Source organism: Nocardioides malaquae (genome assembly GCF_015070385.1).
Classification (GTDB): domain Bacteria; phylum Actinomycetota; class Actinomycetes; order Propionibacteriales; family Nocardioidaceae; genus Nocardioides; species Nocardioides malaquae.
Genome location: NZ_JADCSA010000004.1, coordinates 167223 through 193330, shown reverse-complemented (window position 1 = coordinate 193330; position 26108 = coordinate 167223). Strand labels below are relative to the sequence as shown.

General features: G+C 70.0%; 28 protein-coding genes. 18 read left to right on the top strand and 10 right to left on the bottom strand.

The window, feature by feature from the left end:
* The first annotated feature begins 269 nt into the window (after positions 1 to 269).
* The 4 genes from IEQ44_RS05900 (at position 270) to IEQ44_RS05885 (ending at position 3873) form a co-directional block, all read left to right on the top strand.
* Positions 270 to 629 carry a hypothetical protein gene (locus tag IEQ44_RS05900; RefSeq protein ID WP_227486982.1) on the top strand — a complete coding sequence of 120 codons (360 nt, stop codon included), beginning with the start codon at positions 270 to 272 and terminating at the stop codon, positions 627 to 629.
* A complete protein-coding gene (locus tag IEQ44_RS05895) occupies positions 626 to 1354 on the top strand; it encodes an NYN domain-containing protein (protein ID WP_193637505.1) in 729 nt (242 codons plus the stop codon). Before IEQ44_RS05900 ends, IEQ44_RS05895 begins: the two co-directional genes overlap by 4 nt.
* A gap of 11 nt (positions 1355 to 1365) precedes the next feature.
* On the top strand, positions 1366 to 3177 hold the full coding sequence (locus IEQ44_RS05890) for an ATP-dependent nuclease (protein ID WP_193637504.1): 1812 nt from the start codon (positions 1366 to 1368) through the stop codon (positions 3175 to 3177).
* 204 nt (positions 3178 to 3381) lie between these two features.
* Positions 3382 to 3873 carry an SRPBCC family protein gene (locus tag IEQ44_RS05885; RefSeq protein ID WP_193637503.1) on the top strand — a complete coding sequence of 164 codons (492 nt, stop codon included), beginning with the start codon at positions 3382 to 3384 and terminating at the stop codon, positions 3871 to 3873.
* A gap of 42 nt (positions 3874 to 3915) precedes the next feature.
* Here IEQ44_RS05885 and IEQ44_RS05880 read toward each other — a convergent pair whose 3' ends face one another.
* The 5 genes from IEQ44_RS05880 to IEQ44_RS05860 all read right to left on the bottom strand — a co-directional run bounded on the left by IEQ44_RS05880 (position 3916) and on the right by IEQ44_RS05860 (position 8382).
* A complete protein-coding gene (locus IEQ44_RS05880) occupies positions 3916 to 5190 on the bottom strand; it encodes a leucine-rich repeat domain-containing protein (RefSeq protein WP_193637502.1) in 1275 nt (424 codons plus the stop codon).
* An 86-nt stretch (positions 5191 to 5276) separates the two neighbouring features.
* Entirely contained in the window at positions 5277 to 6026 is a 750-nt protein-coding gene (locus tag IEQ44_RS05875; RefSeq protein WP_193637501.1) for a hypothetical protein, read from the bottom strand.
* On the bottom strand, positions 6026 to 6553 hold the full coding sequence (locus tag IEQ44_RS05870) for an RNA polymerase sigma factor (protein ID WP_193637500.1): 528 nt from the start codon (positions 6551 to 6553) through the stop codon (positions 6026 to 6028). The genes IEQ44_RS05875 and IEQ44_RS05870 overlap by 1 nt, the downstream gene beginning before the upstream one ends.
* A gap of 113 nt (positions 6554 to 6666) precedes the next feature.
* A complete protein-coding gene (locus IEQ44_RS05865) occupies positions 6667 to 7065 on the bottom strand; it encodes a VOC family protein (RefSeq protein ID WP_193637499.1) in 399 nt (132 codons plus the stop codon).
* Positions 7066 to 7086: 21 nt separating this feature from the next.
* Positions 7087 to 8382: a Kelch repeat-containing protein gene (locus IEQ44_RS05860; protein ID WP_193637498.1), complete on the bottom strand. Its 1296-nt coding sequence runs from the start codon at positions 8380 to 8382 to the stop codon at positions 7087 to 7089.
* Between the two features lie 26 nt (positions 8383 to 8408).
* Here IEQ44_RS05860 and IEQ44_RS05855 point away from each other — a divergent pair, with 26 nt between their 5' ends.
* The 10 genes from IEQ44_RS05855 (at position 8409) to IEQ44_RS05810 (ending at position 18890) form a co-directional block, all read left to right on the top strand.
* Positions 8409 to 11612, top strand: coding sequence for a putative Ig domain-containing protein (locus tag IEQ44_RS05855; protein WP_193637497.1), 3204 nt, complete (start codon positions 8409 to 8411; stop codon positions 11610 to 11612).
* 10 nt (positions 11613 to 11622) lie between these two features.
* Positions 11623 to 12339: a 4'-phosphopantetheinyl transferase family protein gene (locus IEQ44_RS05850; RefSeq protein WP_193637496.1), complete on the top strand. Its 717-nt coding sequence runs from the start codon at positions 11623 to 11625 to the stop codon at positions 12337 to 12339.
* 392 nt (positions 12340 to 12731) lie between these two features.
* The gene (locus tag IEQ44_RS05845) at positions 12732 to 14087 is read left to right on the top strand and encodes a flavin-containing monooxygenase (protein WP_193637495.1); all 1356 of its coding nucleotides are present in this window, start codon (positions 12732 to 12734) and stop codon (positions 14085 to 14087) included.
* Complete coding sequence (locus IEQ44_RS05840; RefSeq protein ID WP_193637494.1) at positions 14084 to 14926, top strand: hypothetical protein; 843 nt, start codon at positions 14084 to 14086, stop codon at positions 14924 to 14926. The genes IEQ44_RS05845 and IEQ44_RS05840 overlap by 4 nt, the downstream gene beginning before the upstream one ends.
* Positions 14926 to 15429 carry a hypothetical protein gene (locus tag IEQ44_RS05835; RefSeq protein WP_193637493.1) on the top strand — a complete coding sequence of 168 codons (504 nt, stop codon included), beginning with the start codon at positions 14926 to 14928 and terminating at the stop codon, positions 15427 to 15429. The genes IEQ44_RS05840 and IEQ44_RS05835 overlap by 1 nt, the downstream gene beginning before the upstream one ends.
* The gene (locus IEQ44_RS05830; RefSeq protein WP_193637492.1) at positions 15426 to 17162 is read left to right on the top strand and encodes a fatty acyl-AMP ligase; all 1737 of its coding nucleotides are present in this window, start codon (positions 15426 to 15428) and stop codon (positions 17160 to 17162) included. The genes IEQ44_RS05835 and IEQ44_RS05830 overlap by 4 nt, the downstream gene beginning before the upstream one ends.
* On the top strand, positions 17159 to 17422 hold the full coding sequence (locus IEQ44_RS05825) for an acyl carrier protein (protein ID WP_193637491.1): 264 nt from the start codon (positions 17159 to 17161) through the stop codon (positions 17420 to 17422). The genes IEQ44_RS05830 and IEQ44_RS05825 overlap by 4 nt, the downstream gene beginning before the upstream one ends.
* Positions 17422 to 17730: a DUF6506 family protein gene (locus IEQ44_RS05820; RefSeq protein ID WP_193637490.1), complete on the top strand. Its 309-nt coding sequence runs from the start codon at positions 17422 to 17424 to the stop codon at positions 17728 to 17730. The genes IEQ44_RS05825 and IEQ44_RS05820 overlap by 1 nt, the downstream gene beginning before the upstream one ends.
* 96 nt (positions 17731 to 17826) lie before the next feature.
* A complete protein-coding gene (locus tag IEQ44_RS05815; protein ID WP_193637489.1) occupies positions 17827 to 18300 on the top strand; it encodes an SRPBCC family protein in 474 nt (157 codons plus the stop codon).
* 104 nt (positions 18301 to 18404) lie between these two features.
* Complete coding sequence (locus IEQ44_RS05810) at positions 18405 to 18890, top strand: SRPBCC family protein (RefSeq protein ID WP_193637488.1); 486 nt, start codon at positions 18405 to 18407, stop codon at positions 18888 to 18890.
* Here IEQ44_RS05810 and IEQ44_RS05805 read toward each other — a convergent pair.
* Positions 18860 to 19129, bottom strand: coding sequence for a hypothetical protein (locus IEQ44_RS05805; RefSeq protein WP_193637487.1), 270 nt, complete (start codon positions 19127 to 19129; stop codon positions 18860 to 18862). The two genes, IEQ44_RS05810 and IEQ44_RS05805, sit on opposite strands and share 31 nt — an antisense overlap.
* 129 nt (positions 19130 to 19258) lie before the next feature.
* Between IEQ44_RS05805 and IEQ44_RS05800 the strand changes: the two genes are divergently transcribed.
* From IEQ44_RS05800 to IEQ44_RS05790, 3 genes are all read left to right on the top strand, one after another.
* Positions 19259 to 20443: an ArsO family NAD(P)H-dependent flavin-containing monooxygenase gene (locus IEQ44_RS05800; protein WP_193637486.1), complete on the top strand. Its 1185-nt coding sequence runs from the start codon at positions 19259 to 19261 to the stop codon at positions 20441 to 20443.
* Between the two features lie 135 nt (positions 20444 to 20578).
* Entirely contained in the window at positions 20579 to 22201 is a 1623-nt protein-coding gene (locus IEQ44_RS05795; RefSeq protein WP_193637485.1) for an alpha/beta hydrolase, read from the top strand.
* A 72-nt stretch (positions 22202 to 22273) separates the two neighbouring features.
* Positions 22274 to 22561, top strand: coding sequence for an amphi-Trp domain-containing protein (locus tag IEQ44_RS05790; protein ID WP_319804517.1), 288 nt, complete (start codon positions 22274 to 22276; stop codon positions 22559 to 22561).
* A gap of 33 nt (positions 22562 to 22594) precedes the next feature.
* Here IEQ44_RS05790 and IEQ44_RS05785 read toward each other — a convergent pair whose 3' ends face one another.
* From IEQ44_RS05785 to IEQ44_RS05775, 3 genes are all read right to left on the bottom strand, one after another.
* Positions 22595 to 23209 carry a hypothetical protein gene (locus tag IEQ44_RS05785; protein WP_193637484.1) on the bottom strand — a complete coding sequence of 205 codons (615 nt, stop codon included), beginning with the start codon at positions 23207 to 23209 and terminating at the stop codon, positions 22595 to 22597.
* Positions 23210 to 23280: 71 nt separating this feature from the next.
* On the bottom strand, positions 23281 to 23934 hold the full coding sequence (locus tag IEQ44_RS05780) for a hypothetical protein (protein ID WP_193637483.1): 654 nt from the start codon (positions 23932 to 23934) through the stop codon (positions 23281 to 23283).
* Positions 23934 to 24743: a hypothetical protein gene (locus IEQ44_RS05775; protein ID WP_193637482.1), complete on the bottom strand. Its 810-nt coding sequence runs from the start codon at positions 24741 to 24743 to the stop codon at positions 23934 to 23936. The genes IEQ44_RS05780 and IEQ44_RS05775 overlap by 1 nt, the downstream gene beginning before the upstream one ends.
* Positions 24744 to 24790: 47 nt before the next feature.
* Between IEQ44_RS05775 and IEQ44_RS17605 the strand changes: the two genes are divergently transcribed.
* Positions 24791 to 24916 carry a hypothetical protein gene (locus tag IEQ44_RS17605; protein WP_264674437.1) on the top strand — a complete coding sequence of 42 codons (126 nt, stop codon included), beginning with the start codon at positions 24791 to 24793 and terminating at the stop codon, positions 24914 to 24916.
* On the opposite strand, the gene IEQ44_RS05770 is transcribed toward IEQ44_RS17605, so the two are convergent.
* Complete coding sequence (locus tag IEQ44_RS05770; RefSeq protein ID WP_193637481.1) at positions 24877 to 26091, bottom strand: globin domain-containing protein; 1215 nt, start codon at positions 26089 to 26091, stop codon at positions 24877 to 24879. The two genes, IEQ44_RS17605 and IEQ44_RS05770, sit on opposite strands and share 40 nt — an antisense overlap.
* Positions 26092 to 26108 lie beyond the last annotated feature (17 nt).

Genomic DNA, 26108 nt, shown 5'->3' with positions numbered 1-26108 from the left:
CCATCAGCCTCCGACACATCTGGGCACGCACGGAAATCTGGTCGAGTGCCTGCTAGACCGCCGGTCCAGGTTGGGCCGAACAGGAGAGGGCGCGAGCAGGTCACCAGAGAGATCCCAAATGCGACGCCAACGTTTCTAATGCATCGCTGAGTGCATCCAGCGTGCTACAGTCTCCACACGGGTTCGGCAACGATTCATGGAGTGGAGAGATCACGGTGGCGTTCGAGGTCTTCAAGAAGTCGAGTGCTCCCGTTTCGACTGTGCCTAGCGTGACGATCCAGAAGCGAGGGCTCATCTCGCTGAACCGTGCTGCCTACGAGCTGATCGGGTCGCCGGAAGCCGTCGAGTTGCTGTGGGACTCCGACCGTCGCGTAGTCGGCCTGCGAGCGACGGACCTCGCGAATCCTGACGCCTATCCCGCACGTCCTCAGAGCGCACAATCCAACCGCGGGCCAATCTTGGTGGCCGGCAGCCTGTTCACTCGGTACATCGGCTTGGACACGACCGAGGCGAAGCGCTGGGTGCCGCAGGTGGAGGACGGCATCCTCACGCTCGATCTCAAGGTCGAGGGCCAGCCGGTCTCGAGCAACCGGCGCGGGACGGGCGAATCGGCGCGGGAGACCAAATGAGTCCGGGCGAAGCAGAAAAAAGAAACGGCCCCCGCGAGGGGGCCGTCGAGCCGCTGGACAAGCCAACGGCGGGGTATGCGGCCGATAGTAGCCGGACTCCGAGCCCGCGACAACTTGCGACCAAGCGAGTCGCGGTCTTCGTCGACGGGTTCAACCTGTATTACGGCCTGCACGACAACACCGGACGGAAGCACCTCTGGCTTGACCTGCACGCGCTGGCAACCAGTCTCCTCAAGCCTGATCAGCGCCTGGTAGGTGTCAACTACTTCACCGCGCGCGTGCGGAACCAACCAGAAGGGGCAGCGCGCCAGGCCCAGTACATCGGTGCGCTCAAGGCCACCGGCGTACGGGTCGTAGAGGGTCGCTTCCAAGAGAAGACCATGACCTGCAAGGGATGCCAGAAGTCGTGGCGCACCTACGAAGAGAAGGAGAGCGACGTCAACCTGTGCGTCGCCCTCATGGAGGGTGCACATCAGCACCAGTTCGACGTCGCGCTGGTGGTGTCGGGAGATTCGGACATGGTGCCGGCCGTACGAGCGGTACGAGCGATGAACAGCGCGATCAGAATCATCGCCGTCTTTCCGCCCCGCCGCTTCTCTGCCGAACTCAAGGGCGCGGTCCACTCGAGCTTCCGCCTGGGCAATGCCAAGGTCAGGCAGGCTCAGCTACCTGAGACCGTCACTTCGGCGGACGGTTCGTACTCCCGACCGCCCTACTGGTCCTAGAACTGCCACGCATGAGCGAACCGTCGTCAGCGCCGCGGATCGAGAAGTTGAGCGTCAAGAACCTGCGCTCGATCGGCGACGATCGCGTGACCGTTCGATTCCCCGACGTGGGCGCGCTCGTTCTTCTCGGGGAGAACAACGCTGGGAAGAGCAACATCACTCGTGGGCTTGAGATCCTCTTCGGAGACCAATGGCCCGGCACACGTCGACTAGAGGACCACGACTTTCACGGGCGCGATAGCGACGGCATTGCCATCGAGGTCGGCGCAGCCGTGTCGGGCATCCCGTGTCCGTACTGCACTGGCGGAGAGGCGGTCCACTTCAAGTGGACATGCGACCCGGACAACCCCGGCAGGGACGGCAACCCGGTCGGCTACACGTTCACATGCAGTAACCAGTACTGCGGCAAGACATGGCCCAACAACACGATGCGGACCGCCCTCGCGGCGGCCGTCTTGGATGCCGACCGTCGCCTCGACTACCAGCTCAGCTACGCAAGCAAGTACACGATGCTCTCGAAGCTCATGCACCGGTTCCACGAACGTCTGCTCCGCGACCCCCAGCGGAAGGCGCAGCTTGCCGGGGTTTTCGATGGACTCCTTCAGCAGTTCGGAGCAGTGCCAGAGTTCGCCAGGTTCAAAGAACTCCTCGCATCCACCGCGGAGGACTTCGGCCAGAACCTCCCCTACCGTCTCGACGTCGACTTCAGTGCCTATGATCCGAGCAACTACTTCCGCTCGCTTCGCATCCACCCGTCCTTGGACGGAGAGGTCCGCAGCTTCGACGAACTAGGCACCGGACAGTCGCAGGTTCTGGCGCTCGCCTTCGCATACGCGTACGCGATTGCCTACGGACAGTCCGAGGGAACGGTCCTTGTCATCGATGAGCCTGAGGCGAACCTGCATCCGCTGGCGCAGCGGTGGCTGGCGACACGGCTGAACCAACTCGCGGCCCCAGGTCTCCAAGTGGTGATCACAACCCACTCCCCTCACTTCGTCGACCTCGCCCGCCCGGAGAACTTGGTCATGGTCACCAAGGGGGAAGAGGGCGCAACCAGGATTGTCCAGCGATCCCGCGAGGAGCTTCGGGATGAGCTCGTCGCCCGCGGCGCCGACTCTGTCCGTACCCAGCCCGACACCATCGGGCCGTTCTATGCGGCTGGCGCGACCACGGAGATCATCAGTGGACTCTTTGCTCGCCGATGCGTTCTGGTCGAAGGGCCCACCGAAGCGCTCGCGCTGCCGGAGTTGCTGAAGGCCCGTGGATTCGACGTTCTCAAGGAGGGAGTCGCTGTGGAGGGCGTCGGCAACATCGCCAAGTGGTTCCGGCTGTACACCGCACTCGGCATCGAGTGCTTCTGCCTGTTCGACACAGACTCGAACAAGAACGGAAGGGAGGCCGCCGATCTGCTGGCGAAGCGGCAGGACATCGCGGCCGCCCTCGGCTTGAGCGGTGATCCCGCTGAGCCAGCTGCCCTTCTCGGTGACCCGCTCCACGTCAGCACCAGCTACGCCACGCTCGACCCCAACTTCGAAGGCGCAATGACCACCCTCTTCGGCGACGAGTGGACCCGACTCCACGAGGAGGCCGTCGCCTCTGTCGGAGAGTCAAAGCCGCTTCGAGCTCGATATGCGGCCCAGCGGCTGGACGAGTTTGACTGGGTAGGAGATCCAGCAAGTCGGATCGACGCGCTGGTTCGCGCCATCAGGGGCAACGACCCCGACGAAGGGTCCGAGCCCCAGCAGTTTGACGACCCGTGGAGGGATCCGTCGCCGTGGGACGCCGCGCCAGACCCATGGGCCGACGAAGAGCCGCCGTTCTGACCACGGCCGCCTCCGGGTAACTGACTTGCCGCGTGTACTTCGACGAGAGCCGACCGACGCTCCTGATTCGCCCAGCTTCCCCTCGGGCTGCTCGTCAATCTTCGCTGCATCTCGACAACGTCGCTGGCAACCGGCGAAGCTGAGCGTGATCGACCAGTGCTGCTGTGCAGTTCGCCGGTCCCAACCGCCGCTACGCTCGAACCCATGCCAGTCGTCCAGGCCTCGGTGCACGTGCCGCTGCCTCCCGAGGAGGCGTACGCCGTCTCTCAGACGACGGGTGACGTGCGTCGTCGCTGGGACCCGTTCATCCGGGAGCAGTACTTCCTCGACGGGGCGCAGGTGCCGGCCAAGGGCGTACGCACGTTCACGCGGCACCGGCTCGGGTTCTCGATGGTGAGTCGCTACGTCTCCTACGCGCCCCCGACGAACGTCGGGATGACGATGGAGACGGGTTCCTGGTTCTTCGCCAAGCTGGGCGGTGGCTGGCGGTTCACCCCGGAGGGCGACGGCACGCTCGCCGTCTGGAAGTACAACTTCGCCTGTCGGCCGGCGTGGCTGGCCCCGGTCGCAGAGCGCCTCGGCACCTGGGTGCTCAGCCGAGAAATTCGATCGCGGATCGCGGGGTTCGCCCGCGGTTGTGAGGACCCCGTCGTGGTGGCCGCCGCCCGCGAGGCGATGGGAGCTTGCGAGGGCTGACGGACGCCAGCCTCACCGAGGCCATGCCGCTCGGCGCGTGACTCAGGGCGTGCAACCGTCGTCCCAGCCGGACTCGAGGTCGGTCAACCATTCCGCCACGGCCGGGTCGGTCGTCGTCAAGCACCCGTTGCCGTCCAGCGCGAGCTCACTGATCGTGTCTGCTGCCATGAGGGGTTGTGCCCATTCCGTCACGTCACCCGCCAGGTCGTTGTCGCCGAGGTGCAGGCCGGTGAGGTGGGTGAGGTTCGCGATCTCGAGCGGCACGGCGGTCAGCTGGTTGTCGCCGAGGAACAGGTGGGTGAGGTCGGTGAGGTTCCAGATCTCTGGGGGCAGGGCAGTCAGCTGGTTGCCGTAGAGGTCCAGGTAGGTGAGGTCGGCGAGGTTCCCGATCTCGGCCGGCACGGCTGCGAGCCGGTTGCCGTCGAGGCCCAGGCTGGTGAGCTGGGTGAGGTTCCAGATCTCGGCAGGTAGGGCAGCCAGCTGGTTGCCGCCAAGGCTCAGGTAGATGAGGTGACTCAGGCTTCCGATCTGAGCGGGCAGGGCGACCAACTGGTTGTCGTAGAGGTCCAGGTGGGTGAGGTGGGTGAGGTCTTCCACCTCGGCCGGCAGGGCAGTCAGCTGGGTGCCGTTGAGGTCGAGGCCGGCGACATGACCCGTCTCGCAGGTCACGCCGTCCCAGGTGCAGGGGTCGGTGCCGGTGCCCCACCCGGAGCCGAGGTTGGCGGTGGGGTTGGCGGTGTCGATGGCGACCAGTGCCTCGCACTCAGCCCTCGGCAACTCGCCGGTGACCGAACACCCCCGCTGCGTCGGGGAGGTGATGGTCAAGGTGCGGGAGGTGGTGGTGAACTTCTTGAGGACCTTGCCCTTGATCTTCTTCTTCGGCGCGGTGACGCGGACCTTCCACACCCCGGAGGTGACGGGGGCAGTGAACGTGACGAGGTAGGTGCCCTTCTTGGTGGTCCTGCCCGTGGCGGCCTTGGTCCACTTCCGGCCCGAGGCGGTCTGCACGATCACCGGTCGCCTGACCTGGTGCACCTTGCCCTTGACCTTGGTGGGCACCTTGCCCTTGGCCGTGACCTTCCCGCCGGGTGTCGTGGTGGTCGGAGACAGGGTGAAGCTCGTGGCCGCCCGCGAGGCTGCGCTCTGGCCGGAGGGGCGGGCCGGGTCGAGGGGGTCCGCTGCGGCAGTCGGGCTGATCGTCGAGGCCACGATCACGGCGACGCTCGCCATCGCAGTCAACCCACGCCGTACGCCGCTCATGACCAACCCCCCGGCACTTGACCCCGGCATCCGACAGCCGGAGTTCACGTCGGCCATGAAACCCCTTCTCGGGGCAGCGCGCGGTGAAATCGCACCATCCACCTGTATGTCCCGGAGACGCTCGGCGCCTGAACTGGGGGGAATCACTGGCGCCAGGTCACCGGGTCGCCCTGCGTGATGTCGTAGTCGGACTCGAACGGGCCCCACCGGAGACCGACGACCTCCGAGCCCGGCTCGGTGCGGTAGACGAAGCAGGTCTCCACGCTCTCCCCGGTCGCCGGGGGTCGGGAAAGGCTGCCCAGAGGGCACGGCGAGAAGTCCGGACCCATGACCCAGCTGTTGGCCCTCTTCCCGCCACGGACGACGGGCTCGACATCGGGATGGACGTAGTAGCCGCCGATCTTTCCTGACACGTGGGTGACCTCGGCGTCGACGTACCAGAAGTCGCCGCTGGACGCGTCCGACCGAAGGCGGGGGTCCAGGTCGGGCAGGGCGAGGAGGTCGGCGCGGTCCCCGCGGCGTACGGCGGTGACGGTGATCTCGATGCGACCGGTCCTGATGTGCTTCACCGGCACGGTGGCGATCCCGCCCAGGCGGAGCTGTGTGCCCGGGGGCGTGAGGGTCTCGTCGACCTCGGCGGTCTCGGAGGGCTCGGGCGTGGGCGTCGGACTCGACGGTGCAGCGGGCTCGGGGTCGCGGGCGGGGTCCGTCGCCCCTGGACGGAACGCGAGGGCGGTGGCGGAGACGACGAGCACCAGCGCAAGTGCGGCGGCACCACGCGCGAGCCCGCGGCGTCGTACGCGGCGGCGACCGGCCAGGACGAGGTCCAGGGGGTCGGCGGGCGGCCCGTCCTCGAGGCTGGCGTCGTCCAACAGGGTGCGCAGATCGACCATCACTCACTCACTTCCAGTTCCACCTCGTGGTGCCAACCCGCCTCGACCAGCGATCGCCGCAGGGTCTCGAGCCCGCGTGCGGTCTGGCTCTTCACGGTGCCCGGCGAGCACCCCATGACCTGCGCTGCCTGCTCGACGCTGAGGTCCTCGAAGTAGCGCAGCACCACCACCGCGCGCTGGCGTGGCCCGAGCGTGCCGAGCGCGGTCAGGATCATCGACCGGTCCGCGTGCCGGCCCGACACGTCCGGGGAGGGCGCCGGCACGGGCTCGCGGGACTCGTAGCGCTCCCGCGTGCCGCGCTTGCGTGCCGCGTCGATGGCCACGTTGACCACGGTGCGACGCGCGTACCCCAGAAGGCTCTCCACATAGCCCAGCCGGGGCAGCGCGACGTACAGCCGGACCAGGGCCTCCTGGGTGACGTCGTCAGCCGCCGCCCAGTCACCCGTGATCAGGAAGGCGGCTCGTCTCAGGCGTCCCTGGTGGGCGGAGACGAACTCCACGAACTCCTGTTCGTCCCTGCGCGTCATCACATGTCCTTCCCGAGGTCGAGCATCGCTGCCTCTCTACGAAGGGTGACGTACGCCGCGGGGAGATGGTTGCGTCAGGAGTTCTGTCGGTCTGCGTTGGCGTGGGACCCGGATCAGTCCGTGGCGAGCGCAGCGTAGAGGTCGACGGAGTTGCCGTCGGGGTCGAGCACGGTGGCGTACCGCTGGCCCCACGGGGCGTCCCACGGCTGGACGTGACCGGGGTACCCGGCTGTGACCAGTGCGGCGAACGCGGCGTCCACGCGTTCGGGTGACCCCTGGTCGAAGGCCAGCGCGATGTGGTGGCCGCCGGTGGGCACGACGTAACCGGGGTCGAAACTGCGAATGGTGCCGACGGTGTCCCAGGCGAGGTTGGTGCCGTCGTCGAGCTTTGCATCGACGTGCGGTGCGTCGTCCTGGCCGTCGGCGACGGGCACGCCGAGCGCACGGTAGAAGGCGAGGGAGGCCGCCATGTCGTGGGTGACGATGCCGATGAATCCGAGTCTCAGTGTCATGGACCCAACCTAGGGAAGTCGTCAGCCCGTAAGCCTGACCCACACCCCGGTCGACCAGACGTTCTCCGGCGTCCACTCGTCGACGCCCTTGACGTCCTCCCAGTCGCCACCCCCGTGGACGACCAGGACGGCGCCGACCCACACCCCTCGCCCGGGCTCCTCGGGCGCCCCCTCAGGTCGACGCAGACGGGTCCAGCCGGCTCGCCCGACCTCTCCGTCGTCGTGGACCCACCCCGACAGGGCGTTGAACCGGCCTCCCGGCGCCTCGACCGGCCACCCTCCGGTGAAGGCCTTCGGGGTCCCCTCCAGTGAGATCCACTCGCGCGTGGCCGGGTCGAAGGCGCCGCCGTAGGGGATCTCGCGGCCATAGTTGTTGACCTGGCCGCCGTCCGAGCCGCCCGGCGTCGGGTCGAGGACCCGTGTGCCCGTCCACGTCCACGACCAGCCCCCGAGTTGCTCCCCGCCGGAGGTGACGAGTTCCCAGTCGGTGGCGCCGGGAGGCAGCACGGCGGCCCGGACCAGCGCCGGGTCCTCGGGACCGCCGTCGGGCGCCATCGGTTTGGCGAGGAGCACCAGTCCCTCGGGCGTCGCCACCACGGTCCGGTCGAACGACGGACGCAGGGGGTTGGCCGGCAGTCGGGACCATGTGCCCGCCTCGAGGTCGTGGACCAGGTCCGGGCGGATCCCGTTCTCGTCGCTGCCCGAGGTGATGACCAACCGCGACCGCCCGGCGTGGGTGTCGGCGACCATCGTGGCTCCGAGCACCCGCCTGGGCAGGTCGACCTCCGTCCAGGCGTCCCCGGCGGCTTCCCAGGCCAACAGGCGGCGTTCGGTGAGGACGTACAGGGTGTCGTCGACGACGGCGGTGGGTGAGTGCCCCGGCACGGGTCGGGGTGCGTCCGCGATGGGTTGCCAGGTGCCGGTGGTGAGGTCGAGGGCCGCCCCGTCGCGGGCCGGGCGGCCGGGCGGGATGGCGCAGTCGGCCCAGGGCGGGCACGGTCCGCTCACCTGTCCGCCCACGAAGACGGCCAGATCGCCGTCAACGGTGGGGACATGCGCCGCCACCGGCAGGTGGCGGGGCGAGAGGGGACTGTCGGGCAGGCGCGTCCACTCTCCGACCGCCAGCTCGAGCGGCGGTGTCGCGGATCCGTCGGCTCCGGCCACGTTGCTCGGGGTGGTGGAGGAGCTGGTGCACGCCACGAGCGCCATCAGGGACAGACCGGCCGCGATCCTCGCCGCGTCGTGGAACCTCATGCCTCTCCGACGCCGCGGGCGCCGTTCTGGTTCCCCCAGGCCGTGGAACGTCCAGGGCAGCACCGGATCGACCCCCTACTCTGCCCCTCATGCGCGCCTCGATCATCCTCGCCCTGACGCTCCTGCTGTCGGGGACGCCCGCCGCCCTGGCGACTCCCGCGGCGACGAGTGAGGCGTACGCCCCGCGCACAGCGCCCCAGGTCGCCGCGCCGTCGCTGCCCGGCGAGGCCGCGACGACCCCCGCCCGTGCCTCACGCAAGGCCCGCGCCTTCCGGTGGGGTCGAGCGCCCATCGCCGGCGAGAAGGTGAAGGTCACCGGCAGGGTGCCGAAGGCGGGGAAGGCCCGTCGGGTCACGGTGCAGCTCAGGACGAAGAAGCGGTGGAGGACCGTCTCGACGACGGCGAGCAGGAAGAACGGCACGTTCCGCACCACGTTCAGGGCCAGGCGCGGTGGAAAGCTGCGCATCACGGCCGCGAAAACCGGGCCGAGGCGGGCCTTCACCTCGCCCGCGCGGCGGTTCAAGGTCGTCGGCCAGTCCGGGCGCCTCACGGTGCCGAGCGTGGTCCTGCAGAGCCAGCAGGCCACGATGACGGCGCGCTTCACGCCGGCGCGTCCCGGTCGCAAGGTCACCCTCTCGGGTCGAGCGACCGCGACGTCGGGAGCGTCGTGGACCCAGGTCGCGCGCGGCGTCCAGGACGGCAAGGGACGCGTCACCTTCACCACCGTGGCGAGCACGATCGGCACGTTCCAGTACAGGGCCACCGCCGTGCGCGCCAAGGGTGCGAAGCAGAAGCACACCAAGGCCCGGAGCATGCGGATCGACGCCTTCGACGTGGAGATCCACGACGACGTGGTGGTCCTGACCGAAGCCGAGCAGGAGAGCGTCCGCAGCGTCGACCTCACCAACGGCGTGGTCACCTTCCTGGCTAACGGCGCCCCAGCCCTGACCGGTGGCGAGGTCATCAGCATCGCGCCGACGACCGGCGCCCCGAGCGGCGCACTGCGCCGCGTCACGTCGGTGAGCACCGTCTCCGGCCTGTTCCGCGCGGTGACGTCGGAGGCCACGCTCCTCGACGTCGTGGAGCGGATGCCGGAGACCGAGGGTGGCATCGCGATGTGCTCGATCGCCACGACCGTGTCCGACGTGGCCGAAGGCACCACCTTGCGCGGCGTCGAGCCCGACGACCCCGACTGCGCCGCGCCCCCGGCCACTGGCAGCCGGCTGGATCGTACGGCCCGGGCGACCGGCACCATCGAGATCTCCGCCCCCACCATCTCCCTGGGCCTGGCGCAGCGCGGCACCCTGTCCTCGGACAGCGGGCTGGGGCTCGGCTACACCGTGAGCGGCGTCGTCGCCGCGGCCCCTTTCCTCGAGCTGGGTGTCGGCACGAACTGGCGTGGGCAGGTCAAGAGCTATCGCGCCGGGGCGGGGGTCGACTGGAACAACTCGACCACCGTCTCCGTGGAGGCGTCGGCGACCGCGCAGGCCGAGACCATCGAGAAGCTCGACCTGGCCCAGGTGTCACGCACGTTCCGGGGGTTCCTCGGCATCGTCCCGGTCTGGGGCGACCTGTCCGGTTCGCTCGTCACCACGGTCGGCGTCGAGGGATCAGGCGGGGTGAGCCTCGTCCAGGAACGGGTGGGCCGTGACGCCGCCGGGGTGAAGAACAAGGCCTCGGGAGACCTCAGCCCCACGCTCTACCAGTCCGGCGCCCCGTCCGAGAACGAGGTCACGTCCGTGACCGCGGCGGGCAAGGTGTTCGCCGGCGTCGGCGCCGAGGTCCAGCTCGACGCCTACAGCCTGGCCGGGCCCTACGTCGGGCTGGGCGCGAAGGCAGAGTTCACCGCCTCGTGGTCGTCGTCGGCGGGCACGTCGTGCGTGCTGGGGTTCGGCCCCTACGCCGAGGTGGGGCTGCAGACCTCCGACCTCCTCGACAAGCTGACCGGCGGCTCCCTCGCGGGGAGCGTGAGCTGGGAGGTCTTCCTCGACGTCCAGACCCCCAACCTGTGTCCGCCGGGCACCGACCTCGATCCTGACGTGGTCCCGGTGATCACGACGAGTTCCCTGCCCGACGGGGTCGTGGGCACCCCCTACACGGCAGACCTGGAGACCCAGGGCGACGTCTCGGGTGTCTGGGCGCGTACGTCCGGCTCGTTGCCTCCGGGCCTCACGATGGACGTCGGTGGACGCCTCACCGGAACCCCCACGACGGCCGGCACCTCGACCTTCACCGTCCAGTTCACCGCGGCCAACGGGAAGACCGCGACGAAGACCTTGACCCTGGTCGTCACCCAGACGGGGTCGGCCTCGTGCGGCGCGAGCACGCTGACGGCCGCGGACTGCCGGGCCATGCTCGCGATCCGTGACACCTACCCCACCCTGCCGTGGGAAGGCGAGGACCCCTGTACGTGGATCTATCCCGGCGACGTGTTCTCCCAGAAGGCGGTCACGTGCAGCGGTGGACGCGTCATCGACGTCGAGCTCCAGGGTCCGGCGGTGACGACGCTGGCCCCCGAGATCGGCGACCTGACCGCGCTGTCCCGGTTGGGGCTCTCTGACACAGGCGTCACCTCCCTGCCGGGAGCACTGGTCGCCCGGCTGGGGACCCTGAGGAGCATCCAGATCTTCGACACCCCGATCACCGCCCTGCCTCCCGAGATCGGCACTCTGGGTTCGCTGCGGTTGCTCACCGTGATGGGCACCGACATCACGGCGCTGCCGGCTGAGCTCGGCAACGTGTCGACGTTGCTGGAGCTGGAGGTGGGCAGCAACAAGCTGACGTCGTTGCCGCCGCAGCTCGCGGAGTTGCCGCACCTGTGGTCCCTCCGCGCGGAGCGCAACGAGCTGACGAGCATCCCGTCGTGGGTCTGGGAGAAGACCACGCTGGGCAGGCTGGACTACTCCAACAACAACGTGAGCGGTCCGGTGCCCGCCGAGATCGGCCGCCTCACCGGACTGTCGGATCTCACCATCTCGGGGAACGCCATCACCTCCCTGCCGCCGGAGATCGGGCAGCTGTCGGAGCTCAGGACGTTCAGGGCGGAGCGGACGCTGCTCACCACGATTCCCGTGGAGTTCGGCGCGCTGACGAAGCTGGAGATCCTCGACCTGTCCCCCATGACGGAGCTCAGGGGTGACATCTCGCCCTGGATGCGACCGTTGCACGACAACAGCCCCGGACTGACGAACATTGACCTGGGCAGTGAGCACTGCCTCTCCACCGGTGGCGACGCCGCGCTCGCCACCTGGCTCGACGAGGTCGCGGGCAACTGGCAGTGGTCGTGCGAGTGACACCGATCCGTTGACGACCCCGCACCTCCTCTTCAGCGTGGCGCGCACAGAGGACGTCCTGGCCCGGGTCGCCGAGCTCGCCTCGCCGGAAGAGCTGCTGAGCGTCGAGGACCGGGCCCGTCACGACCAGCTGCACTTCGAGGCGGACCGTCGCTCCTTCGTGGCGGCCCGGGCGCTGACGCGCCTGCTGCTGGTCGTGCACGACGGCCTCCCGCTCACGGAGGGCGCGTTGCGCGCGCCGGACGTACGCCAGCGGTGTGGCCGGTGCGAGCGACCGCACGGGCGGCCATACGTCGTGGGCCGCGCCGACCTCGGACTCTCGTGGTCGCACAAGCGCGACGTCGTCGCCGCTGCCGTGGGCCGCGGCCCCGTGGGTGTGGACGTCGAGCACGTCGCTGGGGTCCCTCCGCCACTGGTCGGGCGTACGCCCCGGCACGCCGCACCTGCGACGGCTCACGACCCGACCACCGAGTGGTTGTCGTGGACCCGCGCGGAGGCCTGCGTGAAGGTCGGGCTGGCCACCCTGACGACGGCGACCGGCTGGTCCTTGACCTGGCCGACCGCACCCGGGGGGACAACGTGGGTCGTGCCCGGGGTCGAGGAGGCCGTGACGGGTGACGTGGTCGGTGACGTGTCCCAGGTCATGCTCACGGACCGGTCCGACCCCGATATGGGGGTTGTGTGCACGGTCGCGGGGCGTGTTCCGGCGGTGCTCGTCACATTCTGACCAAGCACTTCGAACAACATTCATTCACCTGTCGAAAGTTGGGTAGAGGGCGTTCTTTCGACTGGTTTCGAACCACCACACCCACTTGTGGGTATTCGGTCCGCAGCCCCCCCTATGTGGTTTGGTGGTGCGGTCTCGCATTGCTACCGTCGGCGTCGCCGTCGCGGCTGCTTCCCGACTTGTTGGGCCCCAGAACTTGGCTCATGTCAGAGCGGGGAGTCGGCGCGACCTGCCGAATTCAACGCGCGACGGTCGTACGGGGGAAGAACCCATTTCAACGAGTTGGAATGGGTTTCCTCGGTGTGCCTGAAGCCAGCGAAAAAGGGTGGTCCGACAAGTCGGACCGTCGAAACACGGGGGAAGAAGTGTCAACCAGGAGCAGAGCCACGTCTGTGGCCGTCATCGGAGCCGGGCCCTCGGGCCTGGCCGCCGCCAAGTGCCTGACCGAACGAGGCATTCCGTGCGTCGTGCACGAGTCGCACTCCGAGCTCGGGGGGATCTGGAACAGGTCCAACCCGCGCAGCTCGGTCTACCGCAACACCCACACGATCACGTCACGCGAGATCACCGCCTACTCCGACTTCCCGATGTCGTCGGACCTGCCGGTCTATCCGCACAACACCGAGGTGCTCGCCTACCTCGAGGACTACGCCCGCGCCAACGACCTGATCGGGTTGATCCGGTTCAACTCCGAGGTGACCGCCGTCGAGCCGGTCGACGGCGGTTGGCAGGTGACCACCGCCGACGGGTCGAGCGAGTGGCACTCCGACGTGGTGATCGCCAACGGCCACAACTGGTCGCCGTCGATCCCCGAGGTCGCCGGCACCTTCAGCGGCCGGATCCTGCACAGCCGCGACTACGACAGCGCCGAGGAGTTCACCGACCAGCGGGTGCTGGTCGTGGGCGCGGGCAACTCGGGCTGCGACATCGCCGTCGAGCTGGCCCAGGTCAGCAAGGACGTGAGCATCAGCATGCGCCGCGGCTACCACTTCTTCCCGAAGTTCCTGCTGGGCAAGCCGGCCGACCAGGTCGGTGAGGCCAGCCAGTCGATGCCGCTGCCGCTGTGGCTCGTACGCCTGGGCTACCGCGCGATGCTGCGTCTCATGGTCGGGCCGCCCTCGCGCTACGGCCTGCCGGAGCCCGACCACAAGCCGCTCGAGTCGCCGCCGATCGTCAACTCGTTGCTGCCCTACTACTGCTCGCACGGACGCATCACCGTGCGCAAGAACATCGTCGGTTTCGACGGTGAGAAGGTCCTCTTCGCCGACGACACCTCGGCGGAGTTCGACGCCGTGGTCTTCGCGACCGGATTCACGATCGACATTCCCTTCATGGACCCGGCCGACCTCGACTGGACCAATGGTCGGCCGGAGTTCTACCTGCTGGCATTCTCGCCCACGCACGACAATCTCTTCATCTCCGGAATGACCGACGGAACCGGGGGCCATTTCCCGACCGCCGAGCAGCAGTCGCAGGTGATTGCCGCCTACATCGTGGCCAAGCACGAGAATCCCGAGAGAATTGCTGCATTCGACCAGGTGCGTCGCTCCGGAAAGACCGACATCACCGGAGGAATTCGATTCCTCAAGACCCAGCGCAGCCTCACCCAGTTCGAGCTCATCACCTTCCGGCGCGAGCTGAGCAAGCACCTCGACATCCTCGAGCCCGACGGCCTCGCGACGCTGCCGGCCGCTGCGGTGGCCGAGACGGTCCCCGGGTCCGCTCCTGACCTGGAGCCGGTCGCATGAGCCCCGCCACCGGGCCCGACCTCCAGGTCGTCCAGGACGTCCTGACCGAGACGTTGCGGGAGTTCCCCTACAACAGCGCCGTGCAGTTCCACCAGTTCATCGGCCTCACCGAGCAGGGGCCCGAGTGGGGTGGCGCGTGCCCGTGGCAGGCCGCCCACGCCGGTGACCGGATCGCCGAGCTCACCGGGCACGAGGCCCGCTACGTCGTCGACGGGCGCCACGTGGCCGCGCTGTTCGTCAGCGACGAGGACGTCACGGTCGTGGACCCCTACCTGATGCACCGCACCGCCTTCCGGCTCGACCGGCGTGACCCGAGCCGGGCGCGCCAGAGCGTGGACGCCTTCCCGCTGCGACGTCGCGCCGACGGCACGCCGGCGCCGGGGCGTACGCGTGCGGAGTGGGACGAGCAGACGCAGACCCTGCACATCGAGTACACGCGTTTCAGCCCCACCAGGGGTCACAACGTGATGTCGCGGGCCTTCGCCCTGAGGCTCGACTCGCAGCTGCCCGGCTTCCCGCCCGAGCGAGAGCTGATCCTGCCGCTGCTCACCCACCCCGAGCAGAACAACCTCTCCATCCGCGCCGTGCTGGCCGACTCCGACGAGATGGGCGAGGTGGCGTTGCCGCTCGCCGACCGGCGGCTCATCGCCCGGGACAACCAGGGCGCGGTGCACCACGAGGGCTCCACCGAGTTCGACCGGATCGTCGAGCGGGTGGCCGCGGCCGTCGACCACAAGCCCACCGAGGTCGTCGAGCACCTCCTCGAGGCCGCCGAGCTCTACGACAGCGTGGCTCCTCCCGGCCAGGAGCTCCCCGCCTACCACGCAGGAGACGAATGATGACGTCCTACTTCCTCGCCGGCATCATGCAGGGCGACCGCACCGGTGACCAGATGGCCGACCAGGGCTACCGGGCCACCCTCACCGAGGTCATCCGGCGCCACGAGCCGGACGCCGTCGTCCAGGACCCCGGCATGCTGATGATCGAGTGGCTGGCCGCCGACGAGGCGGTGATCCGCGGTGAGCACCGGGCCCTGACCGACCGCGTCGAGGTGCGCCGCGACGAGCACGGACCCGGGCTCGTGCAGCTCGTCGACGTCTTCCACCGCCTGGTCGACATCTCCGCCGACTGCGACGTCTGCGTCGTCTGGCTCCCGGGCCAGGAGGCCAGCATGGGCACCGCCTGCGAGATGTTCGCCGCCCACCGGGCCGGCAAGCAGGTGGTCGCGATCTCGACCAACCGACAGAACCTGGCGCTCCTCGCCTGCGCCGACGTCATCCTTCCCGACCTGGCTGCCTTCGAGCTGTGGTTGAAGAACCGAACCTCTGGAGTGAACCCGTGACCGACACCGTCGTCGAGAGCCTCCTCGACACCACCACCCACGAGACCCTGGTTTCCCTGGTGGCCCGAGGGCTGGCGAGCCAGCCCGACCGCCCCGTCTTCACCGCGGTCGATGCCGAGGGCGTCGTCGAGGCGACGCTGACCATGGCCGACCTCGACCGCAAGGCACGCCTCGTCGCGGCAGCGCTGCGTACGCACGGTGAGGCCGGCGACCGCGTCATCGTGCCGTTGCTGGGCGGGGTCGACTTCCAGGTCGGCTTCCTGGGCTGCCTGTACGCCGGCATGGTCGCCGTGCCGGTGCCCGCCCTCGAGGGCAAGGGCAGCAAGGGCAAGGGCCTGGCCCGTCTCACCTCGATCATCACCGACTGCGCCCCCGTCGCGGTGCTGGTCTCCGACGCGCAGGGCGCCGAGGCGGCGACCGCCGACCTGCCTGACGTGCCCTGGGTGAGCGTGGAGCAGCCCAACGGGGCGGGACTCGAGCCCGAGCAGGTCACCCCGTCGACGGTGGCGATGCTGCAGTACACCTCCGGCTCGACCGCCGACGCGCGCGGCGTGGTCATCACGCACCGCAACCTGGTCTCCAACCAGAGCGCGATGGCCGACGCTGGTCGCATCGGCCCGCAGACCACAGTGGTCACCTGGCTGCCGATGTTCCACGACATGGGGCTGTGCACCGGCTTCGTGCTGCCGGTGGTCTCCGGCGCCAACACGGTGCTGATCCAGCCGTGGTCGTTCGTGCGCAACCCGCTGGTGTGGCTGCAGCAGATCTCGCGCTACGACGACGTCTTCTCCGCCGCGCCCAACTTCGCCTACGAGATGTGTGTGACCCGCATCGGCGCCGACGAGCGTGCCGGGCTCGACCTGTCGGGCTGGCGCCTGGCCGTCAACGGCTCGGAGCCGGTCAGCGGCGCCACCATCCGTCGCTTCGTCGAGACCTTCTCGGGCGTCGGCTTCACGCTCGGCACCATGCGTCCGGGTTACGGCCTGGCCGAGTGCACGCTGGCGGTGGCCGGTGGCGGTTCGGGCGAGGAGGCGCCCATGCTGGGCTTCCGACGTGACTCCCTCGCCCAAGGTGTCGCGGTGGCCGAGGAGGGGCCCGACTCGGTCGAGCTGGTCGGCAACGGTCGCGCCTTCGGCGGCATGCACCTCTTGGTCGTCGACCGTGACACCCTTCGCCCGCTCGAGGACGGCAGGGTCGGCGAGATCTGGGTGCACTCCCCGAGCAACGGTCAGGGCTACTGGCAGCGCCCGGAGGTCTCGGTCGAGCTCTTCGAGGCCCGCCCCGTCGGCGCGGACCCCGACGGTCCGACCTACGTGCGCACCGGAGACCTCGGTTTCCTGTACGAGGACAACCTCTTCATCACCGGTCGCACCAAGGACCTGGTGATCATCGCCGGCACCAACTACTACCCGCAGGACCTCGAGGCCGAGGCAACTGCGGCACACCCCCTCTTCGCCCACATGCGCGCCGGCGCGTGGCAGAGCGAGGTGGGAGGGCGTACGGGCGTGACCGTCGCCATCGAGGCGCCCGACGCCGACGAGGAGACCCTCGCGAAGGCGGCCCGGGCCGCGGGCATCGCGGTCGCCAAGGCCGTGCCCGCCCCCGTGCGGGTCCTGGTCCTGCCGCTCTTCAAGCTGCCGAAGACGACCAGCGGCAAGATCCGGCGCGGCGAGTGCGCCGCCCGGGCCGAGGCCGGCGTCCTGCCCGTGCGCGCGACGTGGGCCCCGGCATGAGCACCGGCACGCCGACCCTGACCCGCGGTCGCATCGAGGAGAGCGTGCGCGAGCTGCTCGCCGAGACCTTGGAGATGGACCCCGAGGACATCGAGCTGGACGTGCCGGCGAGCGCCTACGGCCTCGACTCGGTGACGATCATGCGCCTCGTGGAGAAGCTCGCCCGGCGCAACGGACTGATCATCGACCCCGACGAGGCCCTCGCCAGTGAGACGCTGGCAGACCTCGCAACCCGCATCTCGACACTGGAGGACACCTGATGGCCCTGGACCACTTCGGCTTCATCTTCACCGGCCGGGGCATGGACCCCGCCACCCACCGCAGCGTCATCGAGGAGGGAGACTTCCGCACCGTGGTCGTGGGCTGCTCGTCGGCCGACCAGGGTGTCGACGTCGCCCGGGCGATGGTGGCCGACGGTGTGCAGCTCATCGAGCTGTGCGGAGGCTTCGGCCCGGTGTGGACCGGCCGCATCATCGAAGCCATCGACGGCGCGGTGCCGGTCGGCTCGGTGGGCTACGGCCCGGAGTCCATCGACGGCATGGCGCGGCTCTTCCCGCCGAGCGACTGAGCATCCTCCGACACCTCGACCACGATCCGGGACGGACGCGGCGCGCCGCCTACTGTGGGCGCGTCGCGACCGCCCGGGTCGCCACGGAAGGGAACCATGAGCCAGACCTACGAGCCGCTCATCGAGGACAGCGTCGAGATCGACGCCCCGCCGGCCGCCGTGTGGGCGCTGGTCAGTGACCTGACCCGCATGGGCGACTGGAGCCCGCAGGTCGACTCGACCAGGTGGCGGGGCGACGCCACCGCGCCGGCGGTCGGGGTGCAGTTCACCAGCCGCAACAGCCACGGCGAGCTGGTCTGGAAGACGACCGGCGAGGTCGTACGCCTCGTGCCGGAGCAGGAGATCGCCTTCCGGATCGAGGAGAACTGGGTCGTGTGGTCGTTCCACCTCGAGCCCACCGAGACCGGGGGCACCCGCCTCAGCCAGCGCCGCGAGGTGCCCGAGGGGTTGTCGCAAACCTCGGTCGAGCTGACCGACGGCTTCATGGGCGGCCAGGACGCCTTCACCGCGCAGCTGCGCGCCGGGATGCGGCAGACGCTCGAGGGCATCCGCGCCAGCGCCGAGTCCTGACCTAGCGTCATCGGAGGATTGCAGTCACCAGGTGACCGCAATCCTCCGATGACGGCAGGATTCAGCGCCAGTCACGTAGGCGGGCGCGACCTAGGCTGAAGCGCATGGCCGTCGTGCACCGCTTCCACGAGGCGTGGCACGTCGCCGCGCCCCCGGACCAGGTCGCCCGTACGCTCTCCGACCTCGCCGGCTACCCGTCCTGGTGGCCCGAGGTGGTGGCGGTCGCGGCCCTGGGCGGCGACAGCGCCCGGGTGCTCTGCCGCTCGCGGCTGCCCTACACGCTCGACCTCGTGCTGACCGCGGTCACCCGGGAGGCACCGCGGCTCGAGGTGACGGTCGAGGGCCACCTGGAGGGCTGGGTGCGGTTCGACCTGGTGCCCGACCCGGGGCCGCGCGGCACGGCGGAGGGGACGCTGCTGGACTTCCACCAGGAGGTCGTCGCCACCGGTTGGCTCGGCGCCGCCTCGCGGCCCCTCCGCCCGGTGCTGCACTGGAACCACCACCGGATGATGCAGGGCTGCCGCGACGGGCTGGCGCGTCACCTGACGGTGGGGGCCCGTCAGGCCGGGCCGCCCCCGGTCTCGTTGTAGTCGCTCACGTCGACGTCGGCGCCGTCGGAGATCTGGGCCACCAGCCGCTCGCGCTGGTCGTCGGTGAGCGTCAGCCCCGCCTCTTGCAGCCCGCGGTCGAGCTCGTCGGCGATGGTGCCGTCGGTAGCGGTCTCCTGCCAGGCGTTGACGCGCTCGACGACGCGCTGGAGCGCTTCCGCGCGCGCCTGGTCCTGGTCGGGGGTCTGGTTGTCGGAGGTGTGCTCAGCGTTCTCGGTCATGGCTGTCCCTTGCCCGCGTCGCGGCGACTTCATGCAGACCCACCGTCACGAACTGACCGCTCGTCGTACGGCGGTGTGATCCTCGTCGTTCCCCACCCGCCGACACCGTCCACGGGCCATGATGGGGGGATGGGGAAGAGACGGGCCGGAGTGCAGCAGCACGCCTCCGGCGGAAGGCGCGCGTCGCGTGTCGCCCCACCCCCCGTCGACCCCGGTGACGCCGAGGTGCTCGACGTCCCGGTCGTCGTGATCGGGGGTGGGCAGGCCGCGCTGGCGACCGGCTACCACCTGCGTCGCGCCGGGATGCGGGCGTTGGAGGACTTCGTGATCCTCGACGACGCGCGGGCTGCCGGCGGCGCCTGGTCGCACGTGTGGGAGAGCCTGCGACTCTTCTCGCCCTCCGACCACTCCTCGTTGCCGGGGTGGCCGATGCCGGTCAGCAAGGACGGCTTCCCGACCGCCGAGCACGTGCGTCGTTACCTGGCGGCCTACGAGGAGCGCTACGCCTTCGAGGTGCGCCGTCCGGTGCGGGTCACCGGCGTGACCCGCGACGAGGCAGACGGGCGCCTGCTGGTGGGCGCGGCCGACGTCGTGCTGCGGGCGGACGCCGTGGTCTCGGCCACCGGCACCTGGAGCCGTCCCTTCTGGCCGATCCGCCCCGGGGCCGCCGAGTTCGGCGGCCTGCAGATCCACTCCGTCTCCTACCGCAACGCGGCGGAGTTCGCGGGCCGGCGCGTGGTCGTGGTGGGCGGTGGCAACACCGCGGCCCAGGTCCTCGCGGAGGTGTCGACCGTCGCGGAGACCACCTGGGTCACCCGCGAACCTCCCCGGTTCATGCCCGACCACGTCGACGGACGGGCCCTCTTCGACGTCGCCACCCGACGCGCCAAGGCCCTGGCCCAGGGAGCCGACGTGGTGCCGACCGGGGTCAGTGCCCTCGGCGACATCGTGATGGTGCCGAGCGTGCGGGCGGCGCGTGAGCGCGGAGTGCTCGTCGCCGAGCCGATGTTCGACCACTTCGAGCCCGGTCACGTGGTCTGGGCCGACGGCCGCCGTGCCCCGGCCGACGCCGTCATCTGGTGCACCGGCTTCCGGCCCGCCCTCGACCACCTGCGCCCGTTGCGGGTGCGCAACGCCGAGGGCACGGTCGACACCGACGGCACCCGCAGCGTGCTCGAGCCGCGGCTCCACCTCGTGGGTTACGGCGACTGGACCGGACCTGCCTCGGCCACGCTGGTCGGCGTCGGTCGCACCGCCGAGGCAGCGGTGAGCGAGATCCTCGAAGCCCTCGAGGGGCGTACGTCCTGCGCCTGAGGGGCTTGCTGGCCGGAGGAATTTCTGTGCCTGAGGGTCTGGACGGACCCCCCCTCCATGACGCAAGGTTCGGAGTGGCTGGGACGTCCCCAGTTCTTCTCGGGAGGAAGACACGTGAGAAATCCACTCATCCGGGTGGCTTCGTTCGTGGCGGCGGCAGCACTGCTCACGCCGGTCGCCATGAGCCAGGCAGAACCCACCTCACCCACCTCACCCGCAGCGTCCGACCGACGCAGTGGACCCGCCCCCGGCTACACCCCGCCGGCGCCGGAGTGGGGTCCGTGCGACAACCCGCGGCTGGCGGAGATCGACGCCGAGTGCGGCATGCTGGTCGTGCCGCTCGACTGGTCGAAGCCGCAGGGCCGCAAGATCAAGATGGCCGTCAGCCGCAAGGTGGCGACCGACCCTGACCGCAAGGGCATGCTGGCCGTCAACCCCGGTGGCCCGGGCGGCTCCGGCCTCATCTACCCGCTGCTCGCCGGCGCGATCCCCGACGGCGTCGGCCACAAGTACGACTGGTACGGCTTCGATCCGCGCGGCGTCGGCAGCTCCGAGCCCGCCCTGAGCTGCAACCCCAACTACCGTGGCGCCGGCTACGACCGGCCCAACTACGTGCCGAAGCGCAAGGCCGACGAGCGGTGGTGGAAGCGCACCACCCGCCGGTACGCCCGTGCGTGCGGCCGCTCGGAGGCGAAGCGCCTGCTGCCCCACATGAAGACGGTCGACGTCGCCAAGGACCTCGACGCCCTGCGTCGCGCGGTCGGGGAGGAGAAGCTCAACTACCTGGGCTTCTCCTACGGCACCTACCTCGGCCAGGTCTACGCGACGCTCTTCCCGAAGAAGGTCGGTCGCTTCATCTGGGACGGCGTGCTCGACGCCGACAAGGCGTTCTACGAGTCGAACCTGGGGCAGAACGTCCAGTTCGACAAGAACATGAACGTCTACTGGCGCTACCTCGCCAAGCGCGACGCGCACTTCGGCCTGGGCTCCGACTGGCGCGCGATCAGGAAGGGCTACTACCGCCAGCTGCGCAAGCTCGACCGCAAGCCGAAGGCCGAGGGCAAGCTCGGGCCCAACGAGCTCAACGACGCCATGCTGACGGCCGGCTACTACGTCAACTACTGGGTGGAGATCGGTGAGGCCTACGCCGCCCTGGTCAAGGACGGCGACGGTGCGCCGATCCTGGACTGGTACGGCGGTCCGGGCGACGACAACGGCTTCGCGGTCTACCTCGGCGTGCAGTGCACCGACGCGCAGTGGCCGGACTGGAAGAAGACTCGTGCCGACGCGGTGCGGTTGCACAAGAAGCACCCGTTCCTGACCTGGAACAACACCTGGTACAACCGCCCCTGCATCGACTGGCCGGCTGCCTCGCGCAAGGCCATCGACGTGAAGGGCAAGCGGGTGAAGGCTCCGATCCTGCTGATCTCGGAGACCAAGGACGCCGCCACGCCCTACTCGGGCGCCCTCGCGACCCGTCGTGAGTTCCCGTCGTCCTTCCTGGTCGAGGGCGTCGGCGGCACCACGCACTCGGGCTCGCTGTCGGGCATCGCGTGCGTGGACGACACCATCGCCGCCTACCTCGACACCGGCGTGCTGCCCACTCGCAAGCGCGGTGCCAACCGCAGCGACAAGCAGTGCGACCCGGTGCCGGCTCCGGAGCCGTCTGCTCCGGAAGGGTTCCGGGGCGCCCCGGCGGACCGGCTGCCCGCCGTGATCCGTGAGGCTCTGCGGGAGGCCCAGATGACCGGGCGCTGACCAGCGCCTGAGCTCCACCGTCAGGGGGTGTCGCCGACCGGCGGCGCCCCCTGACGCTGTCAGCCACCTGGGGTGGGCACCGCCGACCACGGCCGCCCCGGTCGCTACGGTGTGCGGCAGACCCACATCTGCGGAGGAGATCCCATGGACCTGTTCGAGATCGACGACAAGCAGCGCCTCACCCGGGAGGCGGCGGCCGACCGGCTCCGCGCCCTGGCCGACAGCCTGTCGCGGCACAACTCGGTGGAGTTCCAGCGCGACGGCAAGCGGTTCACCGTGGCCGTGCCCGACGAGGTCGAGCTCAAGGTCGAGGTCGAGCTCGGCGACGACAACGAGATCGAGGTCGAGCTGACCTGGTGAGCCTGGCCCGGGGGTCTGCTCCCGGTCCGGTCCTCAGAGGCCCAGGGATGGGCAGAAGTCGCTTGCCAGCAGGTCGGCGAACTCCTGGACGGTCGCCTCGGCGATGCCGTTGGCGACGTCACCGCTGACCTGCTGCTCCCAGGTCCACCCCTGGTGCGCCACGCGCTCGCAGGTGATGACGGCGTGCTTGACCCGGAAGTCGGCGTCGGTGCCCCGCAGGTAGCCGTTGCGGTCGGTGAGCCGCACCAGGGTGCGTACGGGGCCGGGTGCCGTCGAGTAGGAGCCGATCACGCCGTCGAGACGCAGCGGGTTGTCGCCGCGCAGGTGCTCGGGCACCGTTGAGTCGGTGTCCATCGCGCCGGAGGTCGCCGAGGGGTCCGACCCGTCTGCGTCGGGTGTCGGCGAGACCTCGTCCGACGGGCCGGCGGGTGCCTCCGGTGTGGCGGACGGCTCCGCCGAGGGACCGGCGGTGAGCGCCTCGGCCCCCTTGGGCGTGTAGGCGGGCTGCGGGAAGATCACGCGTTCCGCGGCGGCTGCGTCGTCGGCAGGATCCTCCTGCAGGGTGTGCCAGCCGAAGTAGCCGGCGAGCCCGATGACCAGGGCGAGCAGCGTCCATCGCACGGCCAGGACGGGGGGTGTGGTCGCCACGTGACTCTCCTCCGCCTCGACACCCAGCCGTCTGCACGGCTCCGTCGCTCGATGCTAACCGAGACGCGACCTCAGTCGAGGCGATCCACGTACTCCCGTGCCCACAGCTCGACATCCACCTCGGCCGCGGTGCGGACGCTGAGCTGGTGGTGTCCATCGGTCGCCAGGAGCAGGGTCAGGGAGTAGGAGTCGGCGGGACCGCCGGCGGAGTCGCTCTGCGTGTAGTCGGCCCGGCAGACCCAGCCCGACCAACCGCCGTGCTCCCAGGGGGTGCGCTCGCCGGTGCCCTGGCGACCGGGGATCTCCTCGCCCGACTCGAGCTCCTGCGCCGGGTCGTCGATCGCGCCGTCGGGGCAGGAGGCCCCTCGCTCCTCGAAGCTCTCCTCGGTGTGCTCGCGGGCCACGGTGAGGAGCAGGCCCTGGTTCTTCCCGTCGCTCAGGTTGAGCACCACGGTGCCCTCTTCCTGGCCCAGGCAGTTGCCGGGGGCGTCGAAGTCGATGCACGACTCGAAGACGGCCAACCCGTGACGCTCCGCGGGGGCGGAGGGCAGCGCGTCGACGAGCGCTGCGTCGGAGTGGCCGGTGCCGGTGGCCTCGGCCGTGGGGCCACTCTCCTCGGCGGGACGGGGAGCGTCGCCGGTGTCGTCGGAGCAGGCGGGGGTCAGCAGCAGCACGGCGCCGGCCAGCACCCCGACGGCGCCCCGGACTCCCGCGCCGCCGCGCATCACTTGTCCTTGCAGATGTCGCGCGGGCCCGGGGCCTCGACCTCGACGTCGCCCGCGAGGTCGCTGAACCCGGTGGCCATCCGGATCTCCGCGCCGGTCTCGACGAGCTCCTGCATGTCGTCGGTGAGCTCCACGCCGGCCTCGGCCAGTGACTCCAGCACCGCGACCACGTCGGTGTTCCACGCGAGCACCTCGCCGTCGTCGAGCAGGAAGGAGACTGCAGCCCGTCCCGTCAGCGTGGCCGGGTTGAGGTCGAGCTCTCCGACGACCTCGCCCAGGGTCGCCGCCACCGAGTAGAGGTCGGCGGTGCCCTCGACCACGCTGCCCGGCGAGACCCACTTCTCGCCCTCGGCGGTGGTGGCCACCGCCACGTGCGGCAGGAGGGGGTGGTCCGGCGACGCGTCGGCCGGCGGCTCGAACTGGGTGCTGGTCCGCTCCGAAGCCCGTCGGGCCCCGAACGCCTGCCAGCAGCTCGTCGGCGCCTCGCCGTTGCGGGCGCTGCGCAGCCAGGCCCGGTCGCCGAGGCGTCGCTGCTCGGTGACGACGCTGCGCTCACCGTTCGACAGCGTCATCTGCCACTCCGTCTGCCGCGCGTCGAGGACGTAGGCGCCGGTGGTGCGGATGAGCGCGTCGTTGTCGTCCCCGACCTGGAAGGTGAGACGTCCCACGTTGGCGTCGGTCAGCGACGCGACCGCCTCCGCCAGGGCGTCGGGGGCCGGGCCCGCGTCCGGAGCCTCGTCGTCGCTGCCGCTGCAGGCGGCGGTGATCACGAGGCTGGCGGCGACGGCGAGCGCACCGAGTGCACGCATGGTTCTCCCTGGTCGGTGGTGGATCGGTGCACGGCAGCGTAGTCCCCGTGACCACACCCGCCCCGCCACCTCACGTGCTGGACACGGTGGCGACGGGGCGCTGCGCGGACGCAGAGGCTGCCGGCGGCTCGGGTCAGGAGGCGATCCAGGTGTCGGGCCCGAAGACCTCGTAGTGGATGCGGTCCTCGGTCAGGCCGCGCCCGACCAGGGCGCTGTGCACCGACTCCATGAAGGGCAGCGGGCCGCAGAGGTACGCCCGTGCTCCCGCGGCGATCTCGACGGCGCCGAGGTCGACGCGTCCCGGCCTGAGGTCGGCGTCGCTGCGCTCGCCGAGGTCCTCGTACCAGCGGTGCAGGGTGGCGGCAGGCAAGGTGTCGACGAGCGCCTTGAGCTGCTGGCGGTGGGCGTGGCGAGCCAGGGAGCGGTCGGCGTGCACGACGGTGACCGGGCGGTCGCTGCCGGAGTGGCTGAGGTGGTGCAGCATCCCGAGGATCGGGGTGGTGCCGATGCCCGCGGAGACCAGGACGAGCGGGTCGTCGGAGTCGTCGAGCACGAGGTCGCCGAAGGGCGGCGAGACGCTGAGGGTGTCACCCTCGAAGACGCTGCGGTGCAGGAAGTTGGAGACCTCGCCCTCGGGGATCTCGGTGCCGTCCTCGGCCAGGCCGCCGGGGATCGCCTTGACGCTGAAGGACCACACGCCGGTGTCCTGACCACCGATCAGGCTGTACTGGCGGATCTGCCGGGCGCCGTCGGGCAGGCGGACGGCCACCGAGACGTACTGGCCCGGCCTCGACGGCGGCAGGGCGCTGCCGTCGGCAGCCGCGAGGACGTACGAGACGGTGTCGGGGGACTCCTGGCGGCGCTCGGTGACGACGACGTCACGCCAGACCGTCTCGGCCGTGACGCCGGCGGCGGCGTAGAGCTCCTTCTCGAGGGTGATGAGGTCTCCTGCCATCAGCCAGTAGACCTCGTCCCAGGCGGCCGCGACCTCGGGGGTGACGGCGTCACCGAGCACCTCGACGATCGCGCCGAAGAGGTGGTCGTGCACGATCTGGTACTGGTCCTCGCGGATGCCCAGGGAGGCGTGCTTGTGGCCGATGCGGCGCAGCATGTCGAGGGGCTTGGGGGCGTCCGGGGTGACCAGGAGGCTGGCGTACCTGGCGATGGAGCCGGCCAGGGCCTTGGGCTGCTCACCGGCGGCCTGGTTGCCGCGGTTGAAGAGGTCGCGGATCAGCTCGGGGTGGGCGGTGAACATGCTGCGGTAGAAGAGCGGCGTGATGTCGCCGATGGCGCCCCCGACGACGGGCAGGGTGGCCTGGATGACAGCGGCTGAGGTGGGCGACAGCATGGTTCCTCCGAGAGGGT